Here is an 18,668-nt window from a genome sequence, read left to right as displayed (position 1 = left end):
TGACGTATCCAGTTCTGATCTGCCAGTTCGCATCCACAAAAAAGCCGCCGCACTGATGCGCGACGGCCCTGTCTTGGTCAGGATTTTTTCCGGGTTTTACCGGTCGCGCTTGGCAAGGGTGCGAAGACGAAGTGCGTTGAGCTTGATAAAGCCTGCCGCATCCTTCTGGTCATAGGCGCCCTGATCGTCTTCGAACGTCACCAATTGATCGGAATAGAGCGACTTTGCGCTTTCACGCCCGGTCACGATCACATTGCCCTTGTAAAGCTTGAGAGTAACCTCGCCCTCGACATTCTTCTGGCTGAGATCGATGGCGGCCTGCAGCATTTCACGCTCCGGTGAGAACCAGAAGCCGTAATAGATGAGTTCCGCATAACGCGGCATCAACTCGTCCTTGAGATGGGCTGCACCCCGGTCAAGCGTGATGGATTCGATGGCGCGGTGCGCCGTGAGCAGAATGGTGCCGCCGGGAGTTTCGTAAACACCGCGCGATTTCATGCCGACGAAACGGTTTTCCACGAGGTCCAGACGGCCGATGCCGTTGTCGCGGCCATAATCGTTGAGCTTGGCAAGCAAGGTCGCTGGCGACAAACGCTCTCCATTGATCGAAACGGCATCGCCCTTTTCAAACCCAATCTTGATGACCGTCGGCTTGTCGGGAGCAGCTTCCGGCGAGATCGTGCGCATGTGTACGTATTCTGGCGCTTCCTGCGCAGGATCTTCCAGAACCTTGCCCTCGGACGAGGAGTGCAGAAGATTGGCATCCACGGAGAAAGGCGCTTCGCCCTTCTTATCCTTGGCAACAGGAATCTGGTTCTTTTCCGCGAAATCCAGAAGATCCGTGCGGCTCTTGAATGCCCAGTCGCGCCAAGGGGCGATGATCTTGATATCTGGGTTCAGCGCATAGGCCGAAAGCTCGAAACGAACCTGGTCATTGCCCTTGCCGGTCGCGCCATGCGCGATGGCATCGGCGCCCGTCTTCTTGGCAATCTCGATCAGATGCTTGGAAATCAGCGGACGCGCGATAGACGTGCCCAGCAGATAGACGCCTTCATAGACGGCATTGGCGCGGAACATCGGGAAAACAAAGTCGCGGACGAATTCTTCGCGGACATCCTCAATGAAGATCTCCTTGATGCCCATCATCTCGGCCTTCTTGCGTGCCGGCTCCAGTTCTTCGCCCTGGCCGAGGTCGGCGGTGAAGGTGACCACTTCCGCTCCGAGTTCGGTCTGCAGCCACTTGAGGATGATCGAGGTGTCGAGACCGCCGGAATAGGCGAGGACGACTTTCTTCACGTCTTTGATGGGAGCCATGCTGATGTCCATTCGCGTCTGATGGCGGTCATACCGCCTGAATTTTTGATCGGCGGCACTTTTAGCGAGATTATCGGGCGACGCAAGGGCATGCGGGGTATTCGAAACGTCTGCAAGTCCGCAACAAACCACCGCTTCCGCAATTTGACCCGCATCAGACAGGACCCTATGTCATGAGGACCAACAAGAATGGAGCAACCTCATGTCCGCTTTTCAATCCGTATTCTCATCCGGCAAGCTTGCGGTCATCACCGGCGGCGCTTCCGGCATCGGCCTCGCGGCGGCAAAAGCCTGCGCTGCAAAGGGCATGAATGTCGTCATTGCAGACCTCGGCGAGGGACGGTTGGCTAAGGCCATCTCAATAATTTCCCAAACCGCAGGCACAAGCACACAGGCGTCCGCCATTGCAACAGACGTTGCCGACCTGTCATCGCTGGAGACACTACGCGACCGTGTCGCAGCCGATTTCGGCCCCGTGCATTTTCTCATGAACAATGCCGGTATCCAGCCCGGAAGCAGTCTCTTCGGCGCACAGGAGCACTGGGATCGCATCATAGCCGTCAATCTCATGGGTATCGTCAACGGCAGCCGTATGTTTGGCCCCGGCATGATTGCCCATGGAGAGGATGCCATCATCGTCAATACCGGCTCCAAACAGGGCATCACCACGCCCCCGGGCGATCCCGCCTATAATGTCGCCAAGGCAGGGGTCAAAGCCTTCACCGAGGCCTTACAGCACGATCTGCGCAACACAGCGGAGTGCAAGGTCACTGCACACCTTCTCATACCGGGCTTTGTCTTTACGGAATTGACGGCCAACGGCCGGACTGAGAAGCCAGCCGCAGCCTGGACACCAGAACAGACCATCGAATTCATGCTGAACGGTCTCGCAAGAGAAGAATTCTACATCCTCTGCCCGGATAACGATGTCGACCGCCGGACTGACGAACTGAGAATGCAGTGGTCCATTGGCGACATTGTCGAGAACCGCCCTCCCCTGTCGCGCTGGCATCCGGATTACGCAGACACCTTCAAGACATGGTTGGCAAGCCAGCGGAACTGATTGGCAGCGATCGCAAAGCAGGTTAGGAAAGGGCAACACGTTTTTCAGATGAGCTGACGATGACCTTCCTGCCGAGCCTTGCGACTTTTTTGACCTTCAGCCTCGCGATTTTCCTGCTCGCCATCACGCCCGGCCCTGACATGACCCTATGGATCAGCCGCTCGTTGCGTGACGGTCGCACCATCGGCATGATGGCGCTGCTCGGCACTCAACTTGGCATAACCGTCCACACGCTTCTCGTGGCTTTCGGCATCTCTGCCCTCATCGTCGCTTCGCCAGCGGCTTTCTTCGTTCTGAAGACAGGCGGCGCCGCTTATCTGCTGTGGCTGGCGGTGCAGGCCGTGCGCCATGGCTCCAATTTCGTCTTGAAGGCTGGTGGGAAGCAGGAAGCCTCGCTCACGCACGCTTTCATCAACGGGCTCTGGGTTAACCTTCTCAATCCGAAGGTCATCATCTTTTTCATGACCTTTCTTCCCCAATTCGTCAGCGCATCGGATCCACATGTCACCGGCAAGCTGATCTTTCTGGGGCTTTGGTCAATCGTTCTGGCCTTTCCCTTGGGCGTGGCCATTGTACTTGGCGCCGACCTGGTATCGGTCTGGCTACAGGCCAACCGCAAGGTGCTGCGTGCCATCGATTACGTATTCGCAAGCGTGTTTTCGATCTTCGCGGTCAAGATCTTCCTGACCCAGGCTAAGTGATAGAGAAACGCTTTAATGCCCCTTGAAGCTGAGACCTTTCAGGCCTCAGTCTTCGCCGTGGCCCGCAATCATCATCGCTTCAAAAGCCATTCGATCGGTTTTCTTCATGCGCTCAGACTCGGACTTGAGCTGCCCGCAGGCCGCCAGAATATCACGTCCACGTGGCGTGCGGATTGGCGACGCATAGCCAGCCTGATTGATAAAATCGGCAAATTTTTCGATCTGCTCCCAGTCCGAACACTGATAATTGGTGCCAGGCCATGGGTTGAATGGAATGAGGTTGATCTTCGCCGGAACGCCCTTCAGGAGTTTCACCAAATCGCGCGCATCCTGCAGGCTGTCATTGACATCCTTCAGCATCACATATTCGAACGTGATGCGGCGCGCATTCGATACGCCGGGGTAATTGCGGCACGCCTCGATCAATTCCTTCAGCGGATAGCGCTTGTTGATGGGCACCAGAATATCGCGAAGATCGTCACGCACCGCATGAAGTGAAATCGCCAACATGACGCCGATCTCGTCGCCGGTACGGTAGATTTCCGGTACAACACCCGATGTTGACAGCGTGATGCGGCGCTTGGACAAAGAAAGCCCATCGCCATCGGATGCTATCAGCAGGGCTTTCTTCACTTCTTCGAAATTGTAGAGCGGCTCACCCATTCCCATCATCACCACATTGGTGATCTTGCGGTCACTGGATGGCACCATCGAGCCCTGCGGTACATCGCGATCCGGGAAATCACCGAGACGATCGCGCGCGAGAAGCAACTGTGACAGAATCTCTTCTGCTGTCAGATTACGAACAAGGCGCTGCGTACCCGTGTGGCAAAAGGAGCAGGTCAGCGTGCAACCGACCTGACTCGAGACACACAAAGTGCCGCGACCCGCTTCCGGGATATAAACGGTCTCGACCTCGACAGGCCGACCAGCACCGCGTGGCGGAAACCGCAACAACCATTTGCGGGTGCCGTCGTTAGACACCTGTTCTTCGACAATTTCCGGACGAGCAATGGTAAAATGCGCCTTCAACGTCGAGCGTAGATCTTTTGAGACATTCGCCATATCGTCAAAATCGGAGACACCGCGAACATAAAGCCAATTCCACAACTGGCTGACGCGCATCTTGACCTGACGGTCAGGCACGCCAACGCCGCGCAGCATCGCGGCCATTTCCTCACGGTCGACACCGATCAGGTTTGGCATTTCCGCTGAAGCCGAGCGGGGTTTGGCCGAAGGCTTGGCCTGCTCCATCGCGATATCGATTGATACCATTGTATTGACCTCTTCCACGAAAACCGGTGTCTCCGCACAAAGGCGAAGTCAAACCAGATCCAAAATACAGAAAATGCGACGCGCCGTATGCTTCAAGCTCTGGCAATGCGTTTGGCGGGCCGTTTAGCATCAAAATGCCTGCCCGTCATCCCCCCGTCATTCCCGTCGACCAAACAAAGAACGCTGCCGCCAGTCCTGGACCGGCGGCAGCGTCATCATTTTCAATCGCCCGAAGCGCGAGAGAGCTTACTTGCAGCTCTCGATTTTTTTCAGAGCCGCCGAAATGCCGGACAGTGAATAAGAATAGGAGGTCTTTGTTCCTCGTGCCGATTCAGCCTTTACAGTCATGCTACGCCCGGACTTCATCGCCGCCACAAGCGCCGGCTCTTCAGCCGCATTTTCGACCCAAGCCGCCTTGTCCTTGGTGAACATGACGAAGTTTCGTCCGTCCACATCCACATTCACTTTCGATGTCGTCTTGAGCGGATACCCCATCATGGCCTGAGGCTCATAAGAGATATTCTGTCCGGGGCGCTGCGATACGATAAAGAAGATATCGCCATGGTCGACATTCGCCGGTTCCTTCGCCGTCGGGACGGAAAGGACATAGCAGACCGTGCCGCCATTCGACTTGTAGGAATAGGCGCCCCATGCCTTGAACTGCTCAATCCTGGTTGGCGATTGCGCGGTCGCTACACCAGCGCCTGCCAGCATGATAGCGAGTGCGGTTGCTGCGGTACGTCTTACAAACATGTTTTCCTGCCGGTTGCTTTCTCGTCCGTTATCGGGGTGCGAATGCGCGGACCTTTCATCATCAAAACCTTATTCAGGTTAGCTTAAGCTTGGTTACCAAACCGTCAATGAACAGCACGTGAATGTATCATATGAGGGAAAAAGCCAATTTCTGATGTTGATTTCCGCCTGGGGGGCGGCGCCGCATCTCTCAACCCGTTCGAATTGCGATGCAAATAGAAGAAATCAGGCAAGAGTTTGACCCCTTGCCCAATTGCTGCGATTTCATCAGTTCACAGGGGCTTCTTCGGCAAGCGCCCGATCGGCCGCCATATAGTGCCCTTCGTGGATATGGCCACGGACGAGCGCTAGTGCTGCGCTCAGCACCGCGATGTCATCTGTAAACCCGACAAGCGCAAACATATCCGGCACCACGTCGAACGGCAGCACGAAATAACCCAGAGCCGCGAGAAGAATACCCCTTACCCGCAACGGCGTGTTGGGATCGGTCGCACAATAGAAGGATGCAACGAGATCCCGGCTGAAGGGGATCAGACGCACGGCTTTCTTGAAGGTTGGCCAGAACTTCGCCCTGACCTGCCGTTCTTGCCTCTCCCGCTTGTCCTCATCGCCGGGAAGCAGAATCTCACCAATCTTGACGTCGTCCATTTCGCAACTCCCAAGTTTGTATTGAAAGATGGTATTTTCCGTCTGGAAATTCAATCTGTGACGCGTCGATTTGCGATGCGATTGATCGCAGAGGCAAGCTCGAAATCCAACGTTGTCAGTGCTTTGACTGCATGCGTTGTAAGGCGTATATCAACCCTTGAATAGCTGTTGAACCAATCAGGATGGTGATTGAGCTTCTCGGCAACCAGGGCGCATTCCGCCATGAAACCAAACGCCTCGGCAAAGCTCGAAAACGAGATGCTTCGGGAAATGGCATCGCCAGCATCCGCGCACGCCCAACCCGGAATGTCAGCCAATCTCGCTTTCATCTGTGAAGCATCGACCCTTTCATACTTCATTATCGTTCTCCGGCATCGACACCTGAAAGGATAACATGCAAGCAGCACCAGTCCTATTCGTCTGCCTCGGCAACATCTGCAGATCGCCGCTCGCAGAAGGCATATTCCGTCACCTTAGCGAAGAGGCGGGGCTCACTGAGCGCTATCCGGCAGATTCAGCCGGAACAGGAAGCTGGCATGCCGGCGGCTCCCCGGATCCTCGATCAATAGCAATTGCCCGCCAGAATGGTATCAATATCGAAAACCAGAAGGCGCGCCAGGTCACATCACACGACTTCGAGCGATTTGCATTGATCCTTGCGATGGACCGCAACAACCTCGAAAATCTTCGCCGGCAGGCGTCAACGAACTGCCTCAACAAAATCCACCTGTTCGCCGACTTCGCCTTGGGCACACAGAAAGACGTCCCCGATCCCTATTACGGCGGCGAGGATGGCTTCAAGCAGGTTTACAACATGCTCTTTTCAGGCTGCAGTTCATTGCTGGCAAAGCTGGAAGCCAGATAACGCTCGCGAAGCGGAAAGACTTCCTCTGTCAGATAAGGCCCGCCACCGACCGATTCACGCGATGACAGCAGGACGAATCTCGGCGCGACAAAAGGAAGCGCAAAGAAATTTCCACGCGCAGACAGATAATGCACTACATCATCCACACGCGCTGACCTCAGACGCGCCAAGGTAACATGCGGCATGAACTTGCGGGGATCCGGAGGCAAACCAATGCGTTGGCAGATGCGCTCGATCTCGGACTGAAGGGCATAAATCTCTGGCGAGGCATTGACCCCGGCCCAGATCGAATGCGGCTTCTTGGAGCCGAAGGAACCGATGCCGTTTAAAGAAAGCTCAAATTCCGGCCTGTCTATACGGTCCAGACGGTCAACGATTTCGTCAGCCGTGCGCCCGTCGACATCTCCAATGAAACGCAATGTGATGTGGTAGTTTTCCACGTCGATCCAACGTGCGCCAGGAAGGCCACCCCGCAACAATGATAGGCTCATCGCCGCATTGCGCGGGATCTCGAGGGCAGTGAACAATCTCGGCATGAGAGCTCCCCGAATCTATTGCAGATGCTAACAGCGAATCATGCAAGCGCTTCATCCGCAAGCGCTTATTTTTCTCCACCCAAGATCTTTGATACAAATTGCTCGACGGTCGGCAACATCTGTTGAACGACGACACCGACACCATCCGTATTGGGATGCATGCCGTCCTCGAGCTGTAAATTTGGGTGACCGACCACGCCCTCGAGAATGAAGGGGTAATAGGCCAAGTCGTATTTATCCGCGAGCTGCCGATAGATCGGATTGAAGCGCTCTGCATAATCTCCACCCATATTGGGTGGAGCGATCATCCCGACCAGCAGGACCGGAATATTGCGGTCTTTCAGCTTGACGATCATTGCTTCAAGATTTTTCTCGGTTTGCTGGGGAGCGATGCCGCGAAGCGCATCATTGGCGCCAAGCTCGAGGATGACGCCATCCGTGCCGTCGGGAACGGACCAGTCAATACGGGCAAGACCGCCAGAACTGGTATCGCCAGAAACACCCGCATTGGCTACCGAGACCGAAACACCCTTTGACCGCAATGCTGCTTCCAATTGATTGGGCAAAGCATCGTCGGTCGGCAACTGGTATCCGGCCATCAGGCTGTCACCAAAACCCACCAGCTTCAGGCTGCTTTCCTGCGCTGATGCTGACGCCGTGACGAAGAACATCGCGATCACAATTGCGAGCACGGGGGAAACGACTGCTTTAAATCTCATCGATGCCTTCCTAGATTGGTCGAGACGATGGCGCAGACATGCGCTGCGGCCACTATGCTTAGATATAGGAAGACCGAGCGTGATAGAAACCATCATCGAACTGAAGAAGGCTGATCTGACCCTCGGAACTGCAGCTGCCAAGGTCCATGTTCTCAAAAATATCGATCTGAAGGTTGCCAAAGGCGAGGCAGTGGGCATCGTCGGCCCCTCCGGCTCCGGAAAATCGACACTTCTGATGGTTCTGGCAGGGCTTGAGCGCATAGACACCGGTGAAATCCACGTGAATGGCAACCCGCTTCATCAGCTAAACGAAGACGCCCTTGCTGAATTCCGCGGTCGCAATATCGGCATTGTCTTCCAGTCATTTCATCTGATTGCCAACATGACAGCGCTGGAAAATGTGGCACTTCCTCTCGAACTCGCCAATCAAAGAAACGCTTTCGACCTGGCTTGCAAAGAGCTGGAAGCTGTCGGATTGGGTAATCGGCTTGATCATTATCCAGGCCAGCTATCGGGGGGTGAGCAGCAGCGTGTTGCCATCGCGCGCGCGCTCGCTCCATCACCAGTTCTGCTGATTGCCGACGAGCCAACCGGCAATCTGGATACTGAAACCGGGCGGCAAATCGCTGACCTGCTGTTTGCAAAACAGGCTGAACGTAGCATGACGCTCGTACTGGTCACCCACGATCCAAGCCTTGCCGCCCGCTGCACCCGGCAGGTGCGCGTGCATTCCGGCGAACTGGATGCAAGCGACGGCGCGCGGGCCACTGCCGCGGAAGTACAGCCGGCATGAAGCGTCTTTTCTCGCTTGCCCCTGTCGCCATCCGGATTGCCTTGCGTGAACTGCGCGGTGGCTTGAGCGGGTTTTACATTTTCCTCGCCTGTATAGCGCTCGGAACAGGCGCAATTGCCGCCGTTAACTCTGTCGCTTCGACAATTACTGCATCGATTGCATCTCAAGGGCAATCGCTGCTCGCTGGCGATGTGCGCTTCGAACTCAATAACCGAGAAGCCAATAGTGAGGAAATGTCTTTTCTCGAAGGTCTGGGAACACTCGCGAAATCAACAGGGTTGCGCTCGATGGCGCGTCTGGCGGATGGCAGCGATCAGTCACTGGTCGAGATAAAGGCGGTCGACGACGCCTATCCACTTTATGGAGAGGTGAAGACTGAACCGACAGAGCCGCTCCAATCTCTGTTGAAGGCTGACGGGAGTGTCTACGGAGCAGTCGCAGCCCCGCTCCTGCTGGATCGTCTAGGCATCAAGCCAGGGGACGAAATTCTGGTCGGCAACGCCCGGCTCAAGATTTCAGCCAGCCTCTTGTCCGAACCGGACGCCCTATCAGATGGCTTCGGCTTTGCCCCGCGCTTGCTCATGGGCCCAGAAGCACTTGCAGCAACGGGCCTGGTTCAGACCGGCAGCCTCGTGGAGCACAGCTACAAAATCCGCCTCGCCGATCCTGCCGCCGAATTGGCTGGCATCCGGGATACCGCGCAAAAGGCGTTTCCAAATGCCGGCTGGTCGATCCGCACCAGCGACCGAGCAGCGCCATCGCTCACTGAAAACGTGATTCGGTTTTCGCAGTTCCTGACGCTTGTCGGCCTGACCGCACTCATCGTCGGTGGCGTGGGTGTTGCAAATGCCGTTCGCGCCTTCCTCGACAGCAAGCGGCCCGTTATCGCAACGCTGAAAAGCCTGGGTGCGCCAGCGGCATCCGTTGTGCTCGTCTACCTTGTCCAGATTTCGCTGATTGCGATCATCGGTATTTTACTTGGTCTAGTGCTGGGGGCCGCGGCACCGTTGATTGCCATGCAATATCTGAAAGACGTCATCCCGATTTCAGATACTCCCCTTCTCCATCCCGCAGCGCTCGGGATTGCAGCCCTCTTCGGACTCCTGACAACACTTGCCTTTGCAATTTTGCCGCTTGGACACGCGCGGGAAGTGCCCGCCACCGCACTCTTCCGGGAACAGGGTTTCGAAACCCGCAAACTCCCCTCCTGGCCTTACTTGATCAGCGCTGCCCTTGCCTTGATCGCCTTGGCTAGCCTGGCAATCTTCACCGCGGAAGATCGACGGATTGCACTGATATTCCTTGGTGCGATGGCCGTTGTCTTCGTCATCCTGCGGGTCGTTGCCATTGTCATTACCTATCTCGCCAGCCGCAGCCCAAGAGTATCTTCCGCGACGCTCCGCCTTGCAATCGGCAATATTCATCGCCCGGGCGCACTGACGTCATCCGTTATCCTGTCGCTCGGGCTCGGTCTGTCATTGCTGGTCACAATTGCATTAATCGATGGAAATCTAAGACGAGAACTGACGGCAAATCTGCCGGAACGTGCCCCCAATTTCTTTTTCATCGATATTCAAGGCAATGAACTGGACGGTTTTCGCAATACGGTTCGCGAGATTGCACCTCGGGGGGAAATAGTCGAGGTTCCCATGCTGCGGGGTCGGATTCTGTCCTTCAACGGACAGGACGTGGCGAGAATGAAGGTGCCCCCGGAAGGGCGCTGGGTACTGCGCGGCGACCGCGGCATTACCTATTCCAAAAACCTGCCTGAAAATGCGACGCTGACCGAAGGCGATTGGTGGCCCGAAGATTATACGGGTGAGAATCTCGTTTCTTTCTCCGACGGTGAGGCCCAGGAGCTCGGCCTCAAACTCGGCGACACGGTCACGATCAACGTGCTCGGTCGAAATATAACGGCGAAGATCGCCAACTTTCGCAAGGTCGAATGGGAATCGCTATCGATCAACTTCGTCATGGTCTTCTCACCGAATACCTTTGCCGGTGCGCCTCACGCCTGGCTTGCCACCCTGACGGAGCCCAACGCCAGCGCCGCTGACGAGGCGACGGTTTTGCGAGCCGTGACCAACCGCTTCCCGTCGATCACAAGCGTGCGCGTCAAGGACGCCCTCGACACCATCAACGCGCTCGTCGGACAGTTGGCCACTGCTATTCGCGCAGCAGCTTCCGTCGCCTTGATTTCGTCGGTCCTTGTGCTTGCGGGTGCTCTTGCGGCCGGTAACCGCGCACGCGCCCATGATGCGGTGATCTTCAAGACGGTCGGCGCAACGCGCGCCATGCTCATCCGCGCCTTTACCTACGAATATCTATTGCTGGGCCTGGCCACCGCGGTCTTTGCACTACTAGCCGGCGGCAGTGCAGCCTGGTTCGTGATCGAACGCATTATGACACTGCCATCAGTCTTCCTGCCGGGAGTAGCGGTCTCAACCTTGCTGATCGCGGTCGTGACAACTATCGTCATCGGACTGGTCGGCACTTGGAGGATACTAGGACAAAAGGCCGCGCCTATGCTCCGGGAGCTATAAATCAAGGGTTCCGCACCTCAAAAACAATCGCTTGGTGTTAACCCCTTTTCTTTCCTCGCGAAATTTTGACCAAAGCGCTCTTGTTTGCTCGGGCGCCGCATATCATATTGATAACAGGCATGCTGGAGCTTCGCAGCGGCGCCTGGGGGACTACTCCCGACACCGTTTTCAATTCGAAGCTTAAAAAGAGGAAACAATGTCTGATATCCGTAATTATCAGAACCGCGTAGCAGGTGGCGCTGCTTCTTCGACCATGGTCGATGAAGGTCTTCGAGCCTATATGCTCAAGGTTTACAATCTGATGGCATTGGGTTTGGCGATCACAGGCGTGGCCGCTTACCTTTCGTTCCAGTTCGCGTTCGCGAACGGACAATTGACCGCATTCGGTCAGGCTATCTACATGAGCCCGCTGCGTTGGGTGGTGATTTTAGCACCGATCGCAATGGTGTTCTTCCTGAGCTTCCGCATTAACAAGATGAGCGTTTCTGCGGCGCAGACCACATTCTGGGTCTATGCGGCGCTGATGGGACTTTCGCTTTCGTCGATCTTCCTGATCTATACAGGTCAGAGCATCGTCCAGACATTCTTTGTCACGGCCGCATCCTTCGGTGCGCTGTCTCTCTATGGTTACACGACAAAGCGTGACCTGTCGGCGATGGGTTCGTTCATGGTCATGGGCCTTTTCGGTCTGATCATTGCCTCGGTGGTCAACCTGTTCCTGGCGTCTTCCGCTTTGGATTTCGCGATCTCGGCGCTTGGCGTTTTGATCTTTGCAGGTCTGACAGCTTGGGATACCCAGCGTATCAAGGAATCCTATTACGAAGCCGATGGCTCGGAAGTCGCTGGCCGCAAGGCAATCATGGGCGCACTGCAGCTCTACCTCGACTTTGTAAACCTGTTCCTGTTCCTTCTGCGCTTCCTCGGAAACCGCAACTAAACGAACAGACAGACATCGCCGCATACGCGATTCTAGAGACAGTTCCATTAAGGCCCGTAGTTCGCTACGGGCCTTATGTTTTTTAAAGCCTAACCCAACCGGCAAACAACGGTGGTCACCCACGCATTCTTGCCGACAGACTGTATTGCCTCCTTAGCAGTCGTATTCGACATTACCGGCACACCAGACAGCTCCCGCAGCGCGAGACAAGCAAAAATGGATGATACAGCGAGCATTGTTGCCGCTGCATCATCCGTTCAATTTGGGCTTTTTCAGTTGTCCGCTATGACCTGCACGCTGCGTGCTATTGCCACCGGTTTTCCAACAATAGTCAGGAACTTGACGATATCGACGCTTGGGTGACGCGACGCATAGATCACATCGCGGTTTTTGATCGGGAAGCTCTGGCCCACGATAAGGCTGTCGGCATTCGCCATGTTGAAGCGATAGACGATCGGGTAGCGGCCATCCTTGTTCGGCTTCATGCCCTTGGAGACCAACTCGTGAAAACGGTTGGGCGCCAGAAGATCCGCCACGATTTCAGGCTCTTCATAGCGGAAGACGAAATAGCCCTTCGCGTCAACCAGTTGGTCGTTGCCGCCGCCAGCCTGGGCGATGGCTTCAAGCAGGTTCAAGTCGTTTGAACCGAAAGGAATGCGAGCGTTCTGCCAGACCGAACCGAGCGCGGTATACGTGCGCGGATCCTTGGTCACGAAGATCTGATCCTTCGGTTCAATATAGATATTTTCCGAAGGATTTTCGATCAGCGTCTGCAGCAGCACCGTGCCTGTCTTTTGCCCGCGGACCAGCGTGACATAGGTCTCATAAGGCTGCGTTGCCGGACCGCCAGCTTGCGCGATGACCTCTGTCATGCGCTCGCCAATCAGCCCCAGCGGCACCTGGGAAGGTTTGTTTACAGCGCCGGATACAGTCACCGTACGCGAAGGAGCGCTCGCGCTGCTAATGATGACGTCAGGCTCGACCGCCTTGTTCACAAGCGATTTCAACACTGACTGTCGGGCCTGCTCCAGTGTCTTCCCCGCAAACCGGACGAGACCGACATACGGTATTGCGGCTGAACCGTCGGGCTGAACGATGACATTCAACTTTGCTTGTTTTGAATCCGAGGTCGAAAACAGTCCATCAGAACCAGCTTCGAAGATCGTCACCTGAAGTTGATCACCGACACCGATCACTGGACTTTTGGCTGCTCCTCCAAGCCCGAATCGGCGCTTGAGCATTCCAACCGAAAAGTTGGACACCATGCGTGCCGTCTCAGAGTCGACATCGACCACGTCGAAAACAGCAGCATCGGTTCGATGAACTTCTGCTGCCGATTTACCAGCCTGAGAGTTAATATCCGATGCGAGAGGTCCCGCCCCTGGTACAGCCTCACAACCAGCAAGGCCGGCGCAAACAACAACAACAAGGATGCGCTTCAAGTCATAATCTCCAACCCGTCCAATTCCGGCGTCCCGACAATTCCTTATCACGGACAAAATGCAAACTTCCACCCAAGTGATTAGGATAAAAGACTGAAACTAATAATTAGAGAACGCCAGCGTCACTTTCTTGCATCGGTCTTACCTCTGGCTGTTCATAGATAAAACCCTTTTTCGAACTCAGCCTTGGAGCTGGCTCGACGAAGGCACCGGGTTCATTGACCATGCCCTGCGCGATTCGCCTGACGATTTCCGCGATTGCAACCTTCTTGCCTTCTTTGTGGTAAAAGTTACCCTTCACCTGAATAGTCGCGGCCAGTGTGGAAACCAACTTATCCGCGAGTTCCGCATCAACCGGCATCGGGCTCCTCCAGAATCTGTCCAGCCCAGAATTATGTGTTAGCCCCTCTATATCATAGACCGCACAGCCGAGAACCAGAGTCGGCTTGTGCGCCCTTAAACTATAAAGACCGACCGTCGAGTTCACGACGATAACACCGTGGGCGTGCGCCAAAATGGCATTCAGATTGCCCTGTTCAATGAACTTAACACGATCCTCGACCCCATTGGCTTTGGCAATGCGACTGATCCGCTGGTCCCAACGTTCAATACCATTGTCGAGTGGGTGCTGCTTGATCAGAAGTACATGCTCCTTTTCAGCATGGGCTGCGAATGACGAAATCACTTCTTCCAGCATGTCGCCGAGATGCCGATACGGCGAATTCGCGCGGATCTGGTAGTCACTTTGCAATTGTAGCGCCAGAAGGAAGAACGCGCTTTTCGTGTGCTTCAGATCTTCCGTTTCCAAAATCTTCGGCGTTCGAAACGCCCGCGCGACCCAAGGCAGGTAATCGACGACTGCAGAGTAATATTTGTCGTCGTCGAAGAACGGGAAGAATGGTCTGCCGAAATAGGCAACGAGGTTATAAAGTACCTCATTAAAGGCTTCCTGGCCGAAGCTGTGGGGATATTTAACCACCATATCCGGCTCGGATACTTGTTCAGCGAGCGAAGCAATATGCTGTGGATCGGTCGGAAAATGCGAGAACCGGCCCATTCCGTCTCGCTCCAGCGTTATCCAGTCCGGTCGCAGATATCCGTGCTCCACCGCGTGACAGCGCACTCCAAGCTTGCGCGCGACCTCGCAGGCAATGCGATGATAAGGCAGTTGGTCGGCATAATAGAGAATATCGGTGATCTTGTTCTTGCGGATCAGCGCCTCGACATAAGCAGGCCAATGCTTGATTGAGCGACGATAATTGATCGCGCCACGCTTTCGCCAATAGAGTTGATCGCCCAGCGAAAAATTTACCCGATAGGTAGACATACCCTGCGCTTCGAATGCTTTCGCCATCTCGCACCAAAACAGGGAAGGAGGGCCTTGCAGGAACAAGATGCTGGTTTTCTTTGCAGCAGACATCGCACTTGTCATTCTAAATCAAGAACTTTCTCACACAACCGAGCTGCAGTCTGACGCCCCGCGCTTTCCCCTCAGCAGTTTTTCCGACTATATGAGGGCACTTACCAATGAACAAGATTTTAAGTGCACCGATGCGCCGTTTGTCACTACTCCTGCTACAGGGTCCTGCTTCTCCTTTTCTAAGAGAGGTTGCAAGGGCTGCCGAACGCAGGAAAGCCACTATTCACAAGATCAATTTTTGCATCGGGGACCTTCTTTTTTGGTGGCCGCGAGGCGGCGACTGGTATCGTGCCACAGACGACGAGTGGCCCGAATATCTGAAGAATTATATCGTCCAATATGACATCACAGATATTCTGATGCTGGGAGACGGTCGCCCGAAGCATGCGGCAGCTATACAGGTTGCACAGGAACTTGGCATCCGTGTGCACATTTTCGAACATGGCTACTTGCGGCCTGACTGGCTCACATTGGAGCCTTTTGGAATGTCCAGCGCATCGCGCTTTCCGACAGATCCACAAGTAATCAGAGAACTGGCCCAAGACATACCCGAACCTTCAACAAAGCGACTTTTTGATACACGCTTCATGACCTATGCCTGCTACGACTTGCTTTTCCACATACCAAATGTCGCGCTCGGTTGGTTGGCGCATCCCAACTACCGCACGCACGGCGCGGTGCATCCTCTGTTGGAATATGCGGGCTGGATCGGCAAAGCACTTCGCCGCAAGGAAAGACGTTCGGCGGCCCAAAAATTGGAATCCAAATATCTCTCGGACAACGGGCCCGAGTTTTTTCTTTTTCCACTCCAGCTTCCAGGCGATTACCAGATTAAGGTTCACGCGCCTCTTGGCAAACTGTTCCCGCTGGTCGAAAGCGTCATTAATTCCTTCGCCAGACATGCGCAGGACCAGACACGACTTCTCTTCAAGACACACCCACTAGACAATGGCCTTAGCGGCTGGAAATCCCGAATTGAGGAAATGGCAGAGCGGTTCGATGTGGCCGGGCGCGTTGACCTGATCGACGGTGGAGATCTGGACAAGCTAGTCCACCGAGCGCGCGGGATCGTCACGATCAATTCGACTGTTGGGCTTACCGCGTTGCTTGCGCATAAACCGGTGATAGCGCTTGGCGCCGCAATCTACGACGTTGAAGGCCTAACGGCGCAAACAAGCCTTGCAGAGTTCTGGCAAAGACCGACCGTGCCACTGAAGGACATGCCGGAGACATTCGCAAAGGCCTTGGCCGCCACAACCCAGTTTCGCGGCGGCTTCATTGGTCGTGAGGCAATACAGATGGGCGCTGAAGAACTCTGCGAACGACTGTTTTCGCAACAGACTTGGGCCACAGAGGATGCGCCGGTCAAGCGATCGGTCTTCCGCTATGAGGCGGAACTACGGGCACCATGAGCAACGCGAAACAACAAGTCTCACCGCTCTGGATCACGCCACAGAAACCATTGATAGATTAGCGGTTTCATAAGCGAGCCAAATCGACCAAGCAGATTGAGCGTCAAACCAAAATAGATCGTTGGCTGCCCGCGATCGAGTCCCCGGATCATCCGGCGGGCGACAGCCTCTGGAGTCCACGGACGAACACTTTGCATCACTAGCGAAGCCTGACGACTGCGCTGAGGAATTTCTGCAGCCAGTTGCGGTGTATCAGTATCCGGCGGGTAGGCAATGACAACACCAACGCCGTAAGGTGCTGCTTCCATCCGGAGCGCGTCAGCAAAGCCGGCGACAGCGGACTTGGACGCGCAATACGCGGTATAGCCATGAATGCCGATGAGTGCAGCCCCGGATGATACCAGCAAAATCGTGCCGCGACGGCGCAACTTCATGCCGCGATAGACAGCACGAACAGCATTGGCTGTGCCCATCAGATTGGTCGAAATCTGCGACGAAAAAAGAGCGCTATCAAGATCTTCAAATATTGCGGGATGAACCACGCCGGCAGACGTGATCAGGATGTCACAAGGTCCGAAACTCGCTTCGCTTTCTGCAATAACTGTCTGCAGTGCGTCTTCATCGGCGACATCGCAGGCGGCGATACGCACGCGCCCCGTTGCTTCGGAGACGTCGCCAAGAAGACTTTTCTCGGCCAGTTGCAGGCGCTCGGCAGAGCGGCCAATGACTGTGACGACATCGCCTCGTTTCAGGTAGATGCGCGCGAGCGCCTTACCAATTCCGCTCGAACCGCCCGTGATGATGACATGGACCATGCAATTCTCACCATTGCGTGCTCGAACAGGGATTGAACCCGAAAATCAGGCTCTACCCCTGTGCGAGCCGGGCGATGACCTGCATCACGTTACTGGAAGCGATACCAAAATTCTCGTTTTGAAGTCGCGTGAGGATCGTCGCAGTGAGATCCACGGCTCGGCGGATCTGTTCTTCACTATGCGCAGAGGTGATGAAGAACCGCAGGCGCGCAAGCCCTTCTGGTACCGCCGGGTGAATGATCGGCAGCACGTTGACACCAGCCTCGAATAATTCGTTCGACAATTGCACGGCCCGAAGCGAATCGGCAACGATGACCGGAACGACCGAGTATCCTTCACTGAGACCAGTATCGAGACCCTTTTCCCGCGCGCAATCGAGCAGCAATTGGCTATTGCGCCTCAAGGCATGAACGCGTTCCGGCTCTGATTTCATGATCTCAAGACTGGTCAGTGCTGCGGCGGCAAGAGCGGGCGCCAGACCAACGCTATAGACAAAACCACCAGCGTGAGCCTTTAAAAGCGTGATAAGGGCCTTGCTGCCGGCAATATAGCCGCCACAACTGGATGTCGTCTTCGACATCGTCCCCATCCAGATGTCGACTTCGCTTGGCGAAACTCCAAAGTGCTGAAATGCGCCGCGACCCGTCTCGCCCAGCACACCAAGCGAGTGCGCCTCGTCCATCATCAGCCAGAAATTATACTGCTTCTTCAGTTTGATGAGACCGGGCAGGTCGGCGATATCGCCATCCATGGAGTAGATGCCTTCGGCAACGACCAGAATCCGATCATAATCCTGGCCGATCGTACGCAGGATGCGCTCAAGGTCGGCCATGTCATTGTGCTTGAAGAAGCGACGCGCGGCGCCCGAAAGCTTGACGCCTGTCAAACCGCTATTGTGCATGAACTCGTCGTGAATGACGAGGTCCTTGGGTCCCATTAGACAACCGATGGCAGCAACATTGGTCAGATAGCCGCTCACGAAAACGACGGCATCATCCGCGTCATAGACCTCAGCCAGTGATCGCTCGAGATCGTTATGAACGGTCCGCTCACCCGCGACCAGCCGGCTGGCCGACGCCGATACTCCATACTGATCCAGTGCTGCCTTCGCATTTTCGACGATACGATCATCGCGATTGAGACCGAGATAATCGTAGGACGCGAAATTATCATAGATACGCCCGCCGATTTGAGCTGTCGCTCCGCTGCCGGACTCATGCGCACGGTAGAACGGATTGACCACACCGATTTCTGCACTGGCGCGCTGCTGCATCAAAACCTGCTTGTACTCAACCAGATCTTCGAAACTGTCCTGTTTGCGAAGCGTGCGTACAATAGGCTCGGCATTGCGGTCTTCGCGACCACGCTCGACATTCTTGTGCAGGTTCTTCATGCGATCCAGAAGATCCTGTCGCTTATTCTCTTTCATGCA

At 55.3% G+C, this 18,668-nt stretch carries 18 protein-coding genes; 7 read left to right on the top strand and 11 right to left on the bottom strand.

Annotation, left to right across the window (positions count from 1 at the left end; all coding sequences use genetic code 11):
- Positions 1-96: 96 nt before the first annotated feature.
- The gene (locus tag ACWPM9_RS02215; RefSeq protein WP_484756601.1) at positions 97-1,314 is read right to left on the bottom strand and encodes an argininosuccinate synthase; all 1,218 of its coding nucleotides are present in this window, start codon (positions 1,312-1,314) and stop codon (positions 97-99) included.
- Between the two features lie 202 nt (positions 1,315-1,516).
- Between ACWPM9_RS02215 and ACWPM9_RS02210 the strand changes: the two genes are divergently transcribed.
- Complete coding sequence (locus tag ACWPM9_RS02210; protein WP_484756600.1) at positions 1,517-2,377, top strand: SDR family NAD(P)-dependent oxidoreductase; 861 nt, start codon at positions 1,517-1,519, stop codon at positions 2,375-2,377.
- Positions 2,378-2,436: 59 nt separating this feature from the next.
- Positions 2,437-3,078, top strand: coding sequence for a LysE family translocator (locus ACWPM9_RS02205; protein WP_428188159.1), 642 nt, complete (start codon positions 2,437-2,439; stop codon positions 3,076-3,078).
- Between the two features lie 45 nt (positions 3,079-3,123).
- Here the strand turns inward: ACWPM9_RS02205 and rlmN are convergent, their stop codons facing one another.
- From rlmN to ACWPM9_RS02185, 4 genes are all read right to left on the bottom strand, one after another.
- On the bottom strand, positions 3,124-4,353 hold the full coding sequence (rlmN, locus tag ACWPM9_RS02200; RefSeq protein WP_484756599.1) for a dual-specificity RNA methyltransferase RlmN: 1,230 nt from the start codon (positions 4,351-4,353) through the stop codon (positions 3,124-3,126).
- 246 nt (positions 4,354-4,599) lie between these two features.
- Positions 4,600-5,106: an invasion associated locus B family protein gene (locus ACWPM9_RS02195; RefSeq protein ID WP_428188158.1), complete on the bottom strand. Its 507-nt coding sequence runs from the start codon at positions 5,104-5,106 to the stop codon at positions 4,600-4,602.
- Positions 5,107-5,373: 267 nt separating this feature from the next.
- Positions 5,374-5,754, bottom strand: coding sequence for a YkvA family protein (locus ACWPM9_RS02190; protein WP_428188157.1), 381 nt, complete (start codon positions 5,752-5,754; stop codon positions 5,374-5,376).
- 50 nt (positions 5,755-5,804) lie between these two features.
- Positions 5,805-6,113 (bottom strand): 4a-hydroxytetrahydrobiopterin dehydratase, encoded by a 309-nt coding sequence (locus tag ACWPM9_RS02185; RefSeq protein WP_428188156.1) that lies wholly within the window; start codon positions 6,111-6,113, stop codon positions 5,805-5,807.
- Between the two features lie 35 nt (positions 6,114-6,148).
- Here ACWPM9_RS02185 and ACWPM9_RS02180 point away from each other — a divergent pair, with 35 nt between their 5' ends.
- Positions 6,149-6,619 carry a low molecular weight protein-tyrosine-phosphatase gene (locus ACWPM9_RS02180; RefSeq protein ID WP_484756598.1) on the top strand — a complete coding sequence of 157 codons (471 nt, stop codon included), beginning with the start codon at positions 6,149-6,151 and terminating at the stop codon, positions 6,617-6,619.
- Here the strand turns inward: ACWPM9_RS02180 and thpR are convergent.
- Positions 6,562-7,155: an RNA 2',3'-cyclic phosphodiesterase gene (gene thpR, locus ACWPM9_RS02175; RefSeq protein WP_428188154.1), complete on the bottom strand. Its 594-nt coding sequence runs from the start codon at positions 7,153-7,155 to the stop codon at positions 6,562-6,564. The genes ACWPM9_RS02180 and thpR overlap by 58 nt on opposite strands.
- A gap of 65 nt (positions 7,156-7,220) precedes the next feature.
- Positions 7,221-7,874: an arylesterase gene (locus ACWPM9_RS02170; RefSeq protein ID WP_428188153.1), complete on the bottom strand. Its 654-nt coding sequence runs from the start codon at positions 7,872-7,874 to the stop codon at positions 7,221-7,223.
- A 79-nt stretch (positions 7,875-7,953) separates the two neighbouring features.
- Here ACWPM9_RS02170 and ACWPM9_RS02165 point away from each other — a divergent pair, with 79 nt between their 5' ends.
- The 3 genes from ACWPM9_RS02165 (at position 7,954) to ACWPM9_RS02155 (ending at position 12,147) form a co-directional block, all read left to right on the top strand.
- Positions 7,954-8,667, top strand: coding sequence for an ABC transporter ATP-binding protein (locus tag ACWPM9_RS02165; RefSeq protein WP_484756597.1), 714 nt, complete (start codon positions 7,954-7,956; stop codon positions 8,665-8,667).
- Complete coding sequence (locus ACWPM9_RS02160) at positions 8,664-11,210, top strand: ABC transporter permease (RefSeq protein WP_484756596.1); 2,547 nt, start codon at positions 8,664-8,666, stop codon at positions 11,208-11,210. The genes ACWPM9_RS02165 and ACWPM9_RS02160 overlap by 4 nt, the downstream gene beginning before the upstream one ends.
- A gap of 196 nt (positions 11,211-11,406) precedes the next feature.
- Positions 11,407-12,147: a Bax inhibitor-1/YccA family protein gene (locus tag ACWPM9_RS02155; protein WP_428188150.1), complete on the top strand. Its 741-nt coding sequence runs from the start codon at positions 11,407-11,409 to the stop codon at positions 12,145-12,147.
- Positions 12,148-12,419: 272 nt separating this feature from the next.
- Here the strand turns inward: ACWPM9_RS02155 and ACWPM9_RS02150 are convergent, their stop codons facing one another.
- A complete protein-coding gene (locus ACWPM9_RS02150) occupies positions 12,420-13,589 on the bottom strand; it encodes a polysaccharide biosynthesis/export family protein (RefSeq protein WP_428188149.1) in 1,170 nt (389 codons plus the stop codon).
- Positions 13,590-13,695: 106 nt separating this feature from the next.
- Positions 13,696-15,009 carry a capsule biosynthesis protein gene (locus ACWPM9_RS02145; RefSeq protein WP_484756595.1) on the bottom strand — a complete coding sequence of 438 codons (1,314 nt, stop codon included), beginning with the start codon at positions 15,007-15,009 and terminating at the stop codon, positions 13,696-13,698.
- Positions 15,010-15,116: 107 nt separating this feature from the next.
- Between ACWPM9_RS02145 and ACWPM9_RS02140 the strand changes: the two genes are divergently transcribed.
- Complete coding sequence (locus ACWPM9_RS02140; protein WP_484756594.1) at positions 15,117-16,421, top strand: capsule biosynthesis protein; 1,305 nt, start codon at positions 15,117-15,119, stop codon at positions 16,419-16,421.
- A gap of 20 nt (positions 16,422-16,441) precedes the next feature.
- Here ACWPM9_RS02140 and ACWPM9_RS02135 read toward each other — a convergent pair whose 3' ends face one another.
- The gene (locus ACWPM9_RS02135) at positions 16,442-17,236 is read right to left on the bottom strand and encodes an SDR family oxidoreductase (RefSeq protein ID WP_484756593.1); all 795 of its coding nucleotides are present in this window, start codon (positions 17,234-17,236) and stop codon (positions 16,442-16,444) included.
- Between the two features lie 52 nt (positions 17,237-17,288).
- On the bottom strand, positions 17,289-18,665 hold the full coding sequence (locus tag ACWPM9_RS02130) for an aminotransferase class I/II-fold pyridoxal phosphate-dependent enzyme (RefSeq protein WP_484756592.1): 1,377 nt from the start codon (positions 18,663-18,665) through the stop codon (positions 17,289-17,291).
- Between the last annotated feature and the right edge of the window lie 3 nt (positions 18,666-18,668).

Source organism: Agrobacterium sp. H141 (genome assembly GCF_057158725.1).
The sequence above is the reverse complement of the archived record's forward strand: the minus strand, read 5'-3'. Positions and strand labels throughout refer to the sequence as shown.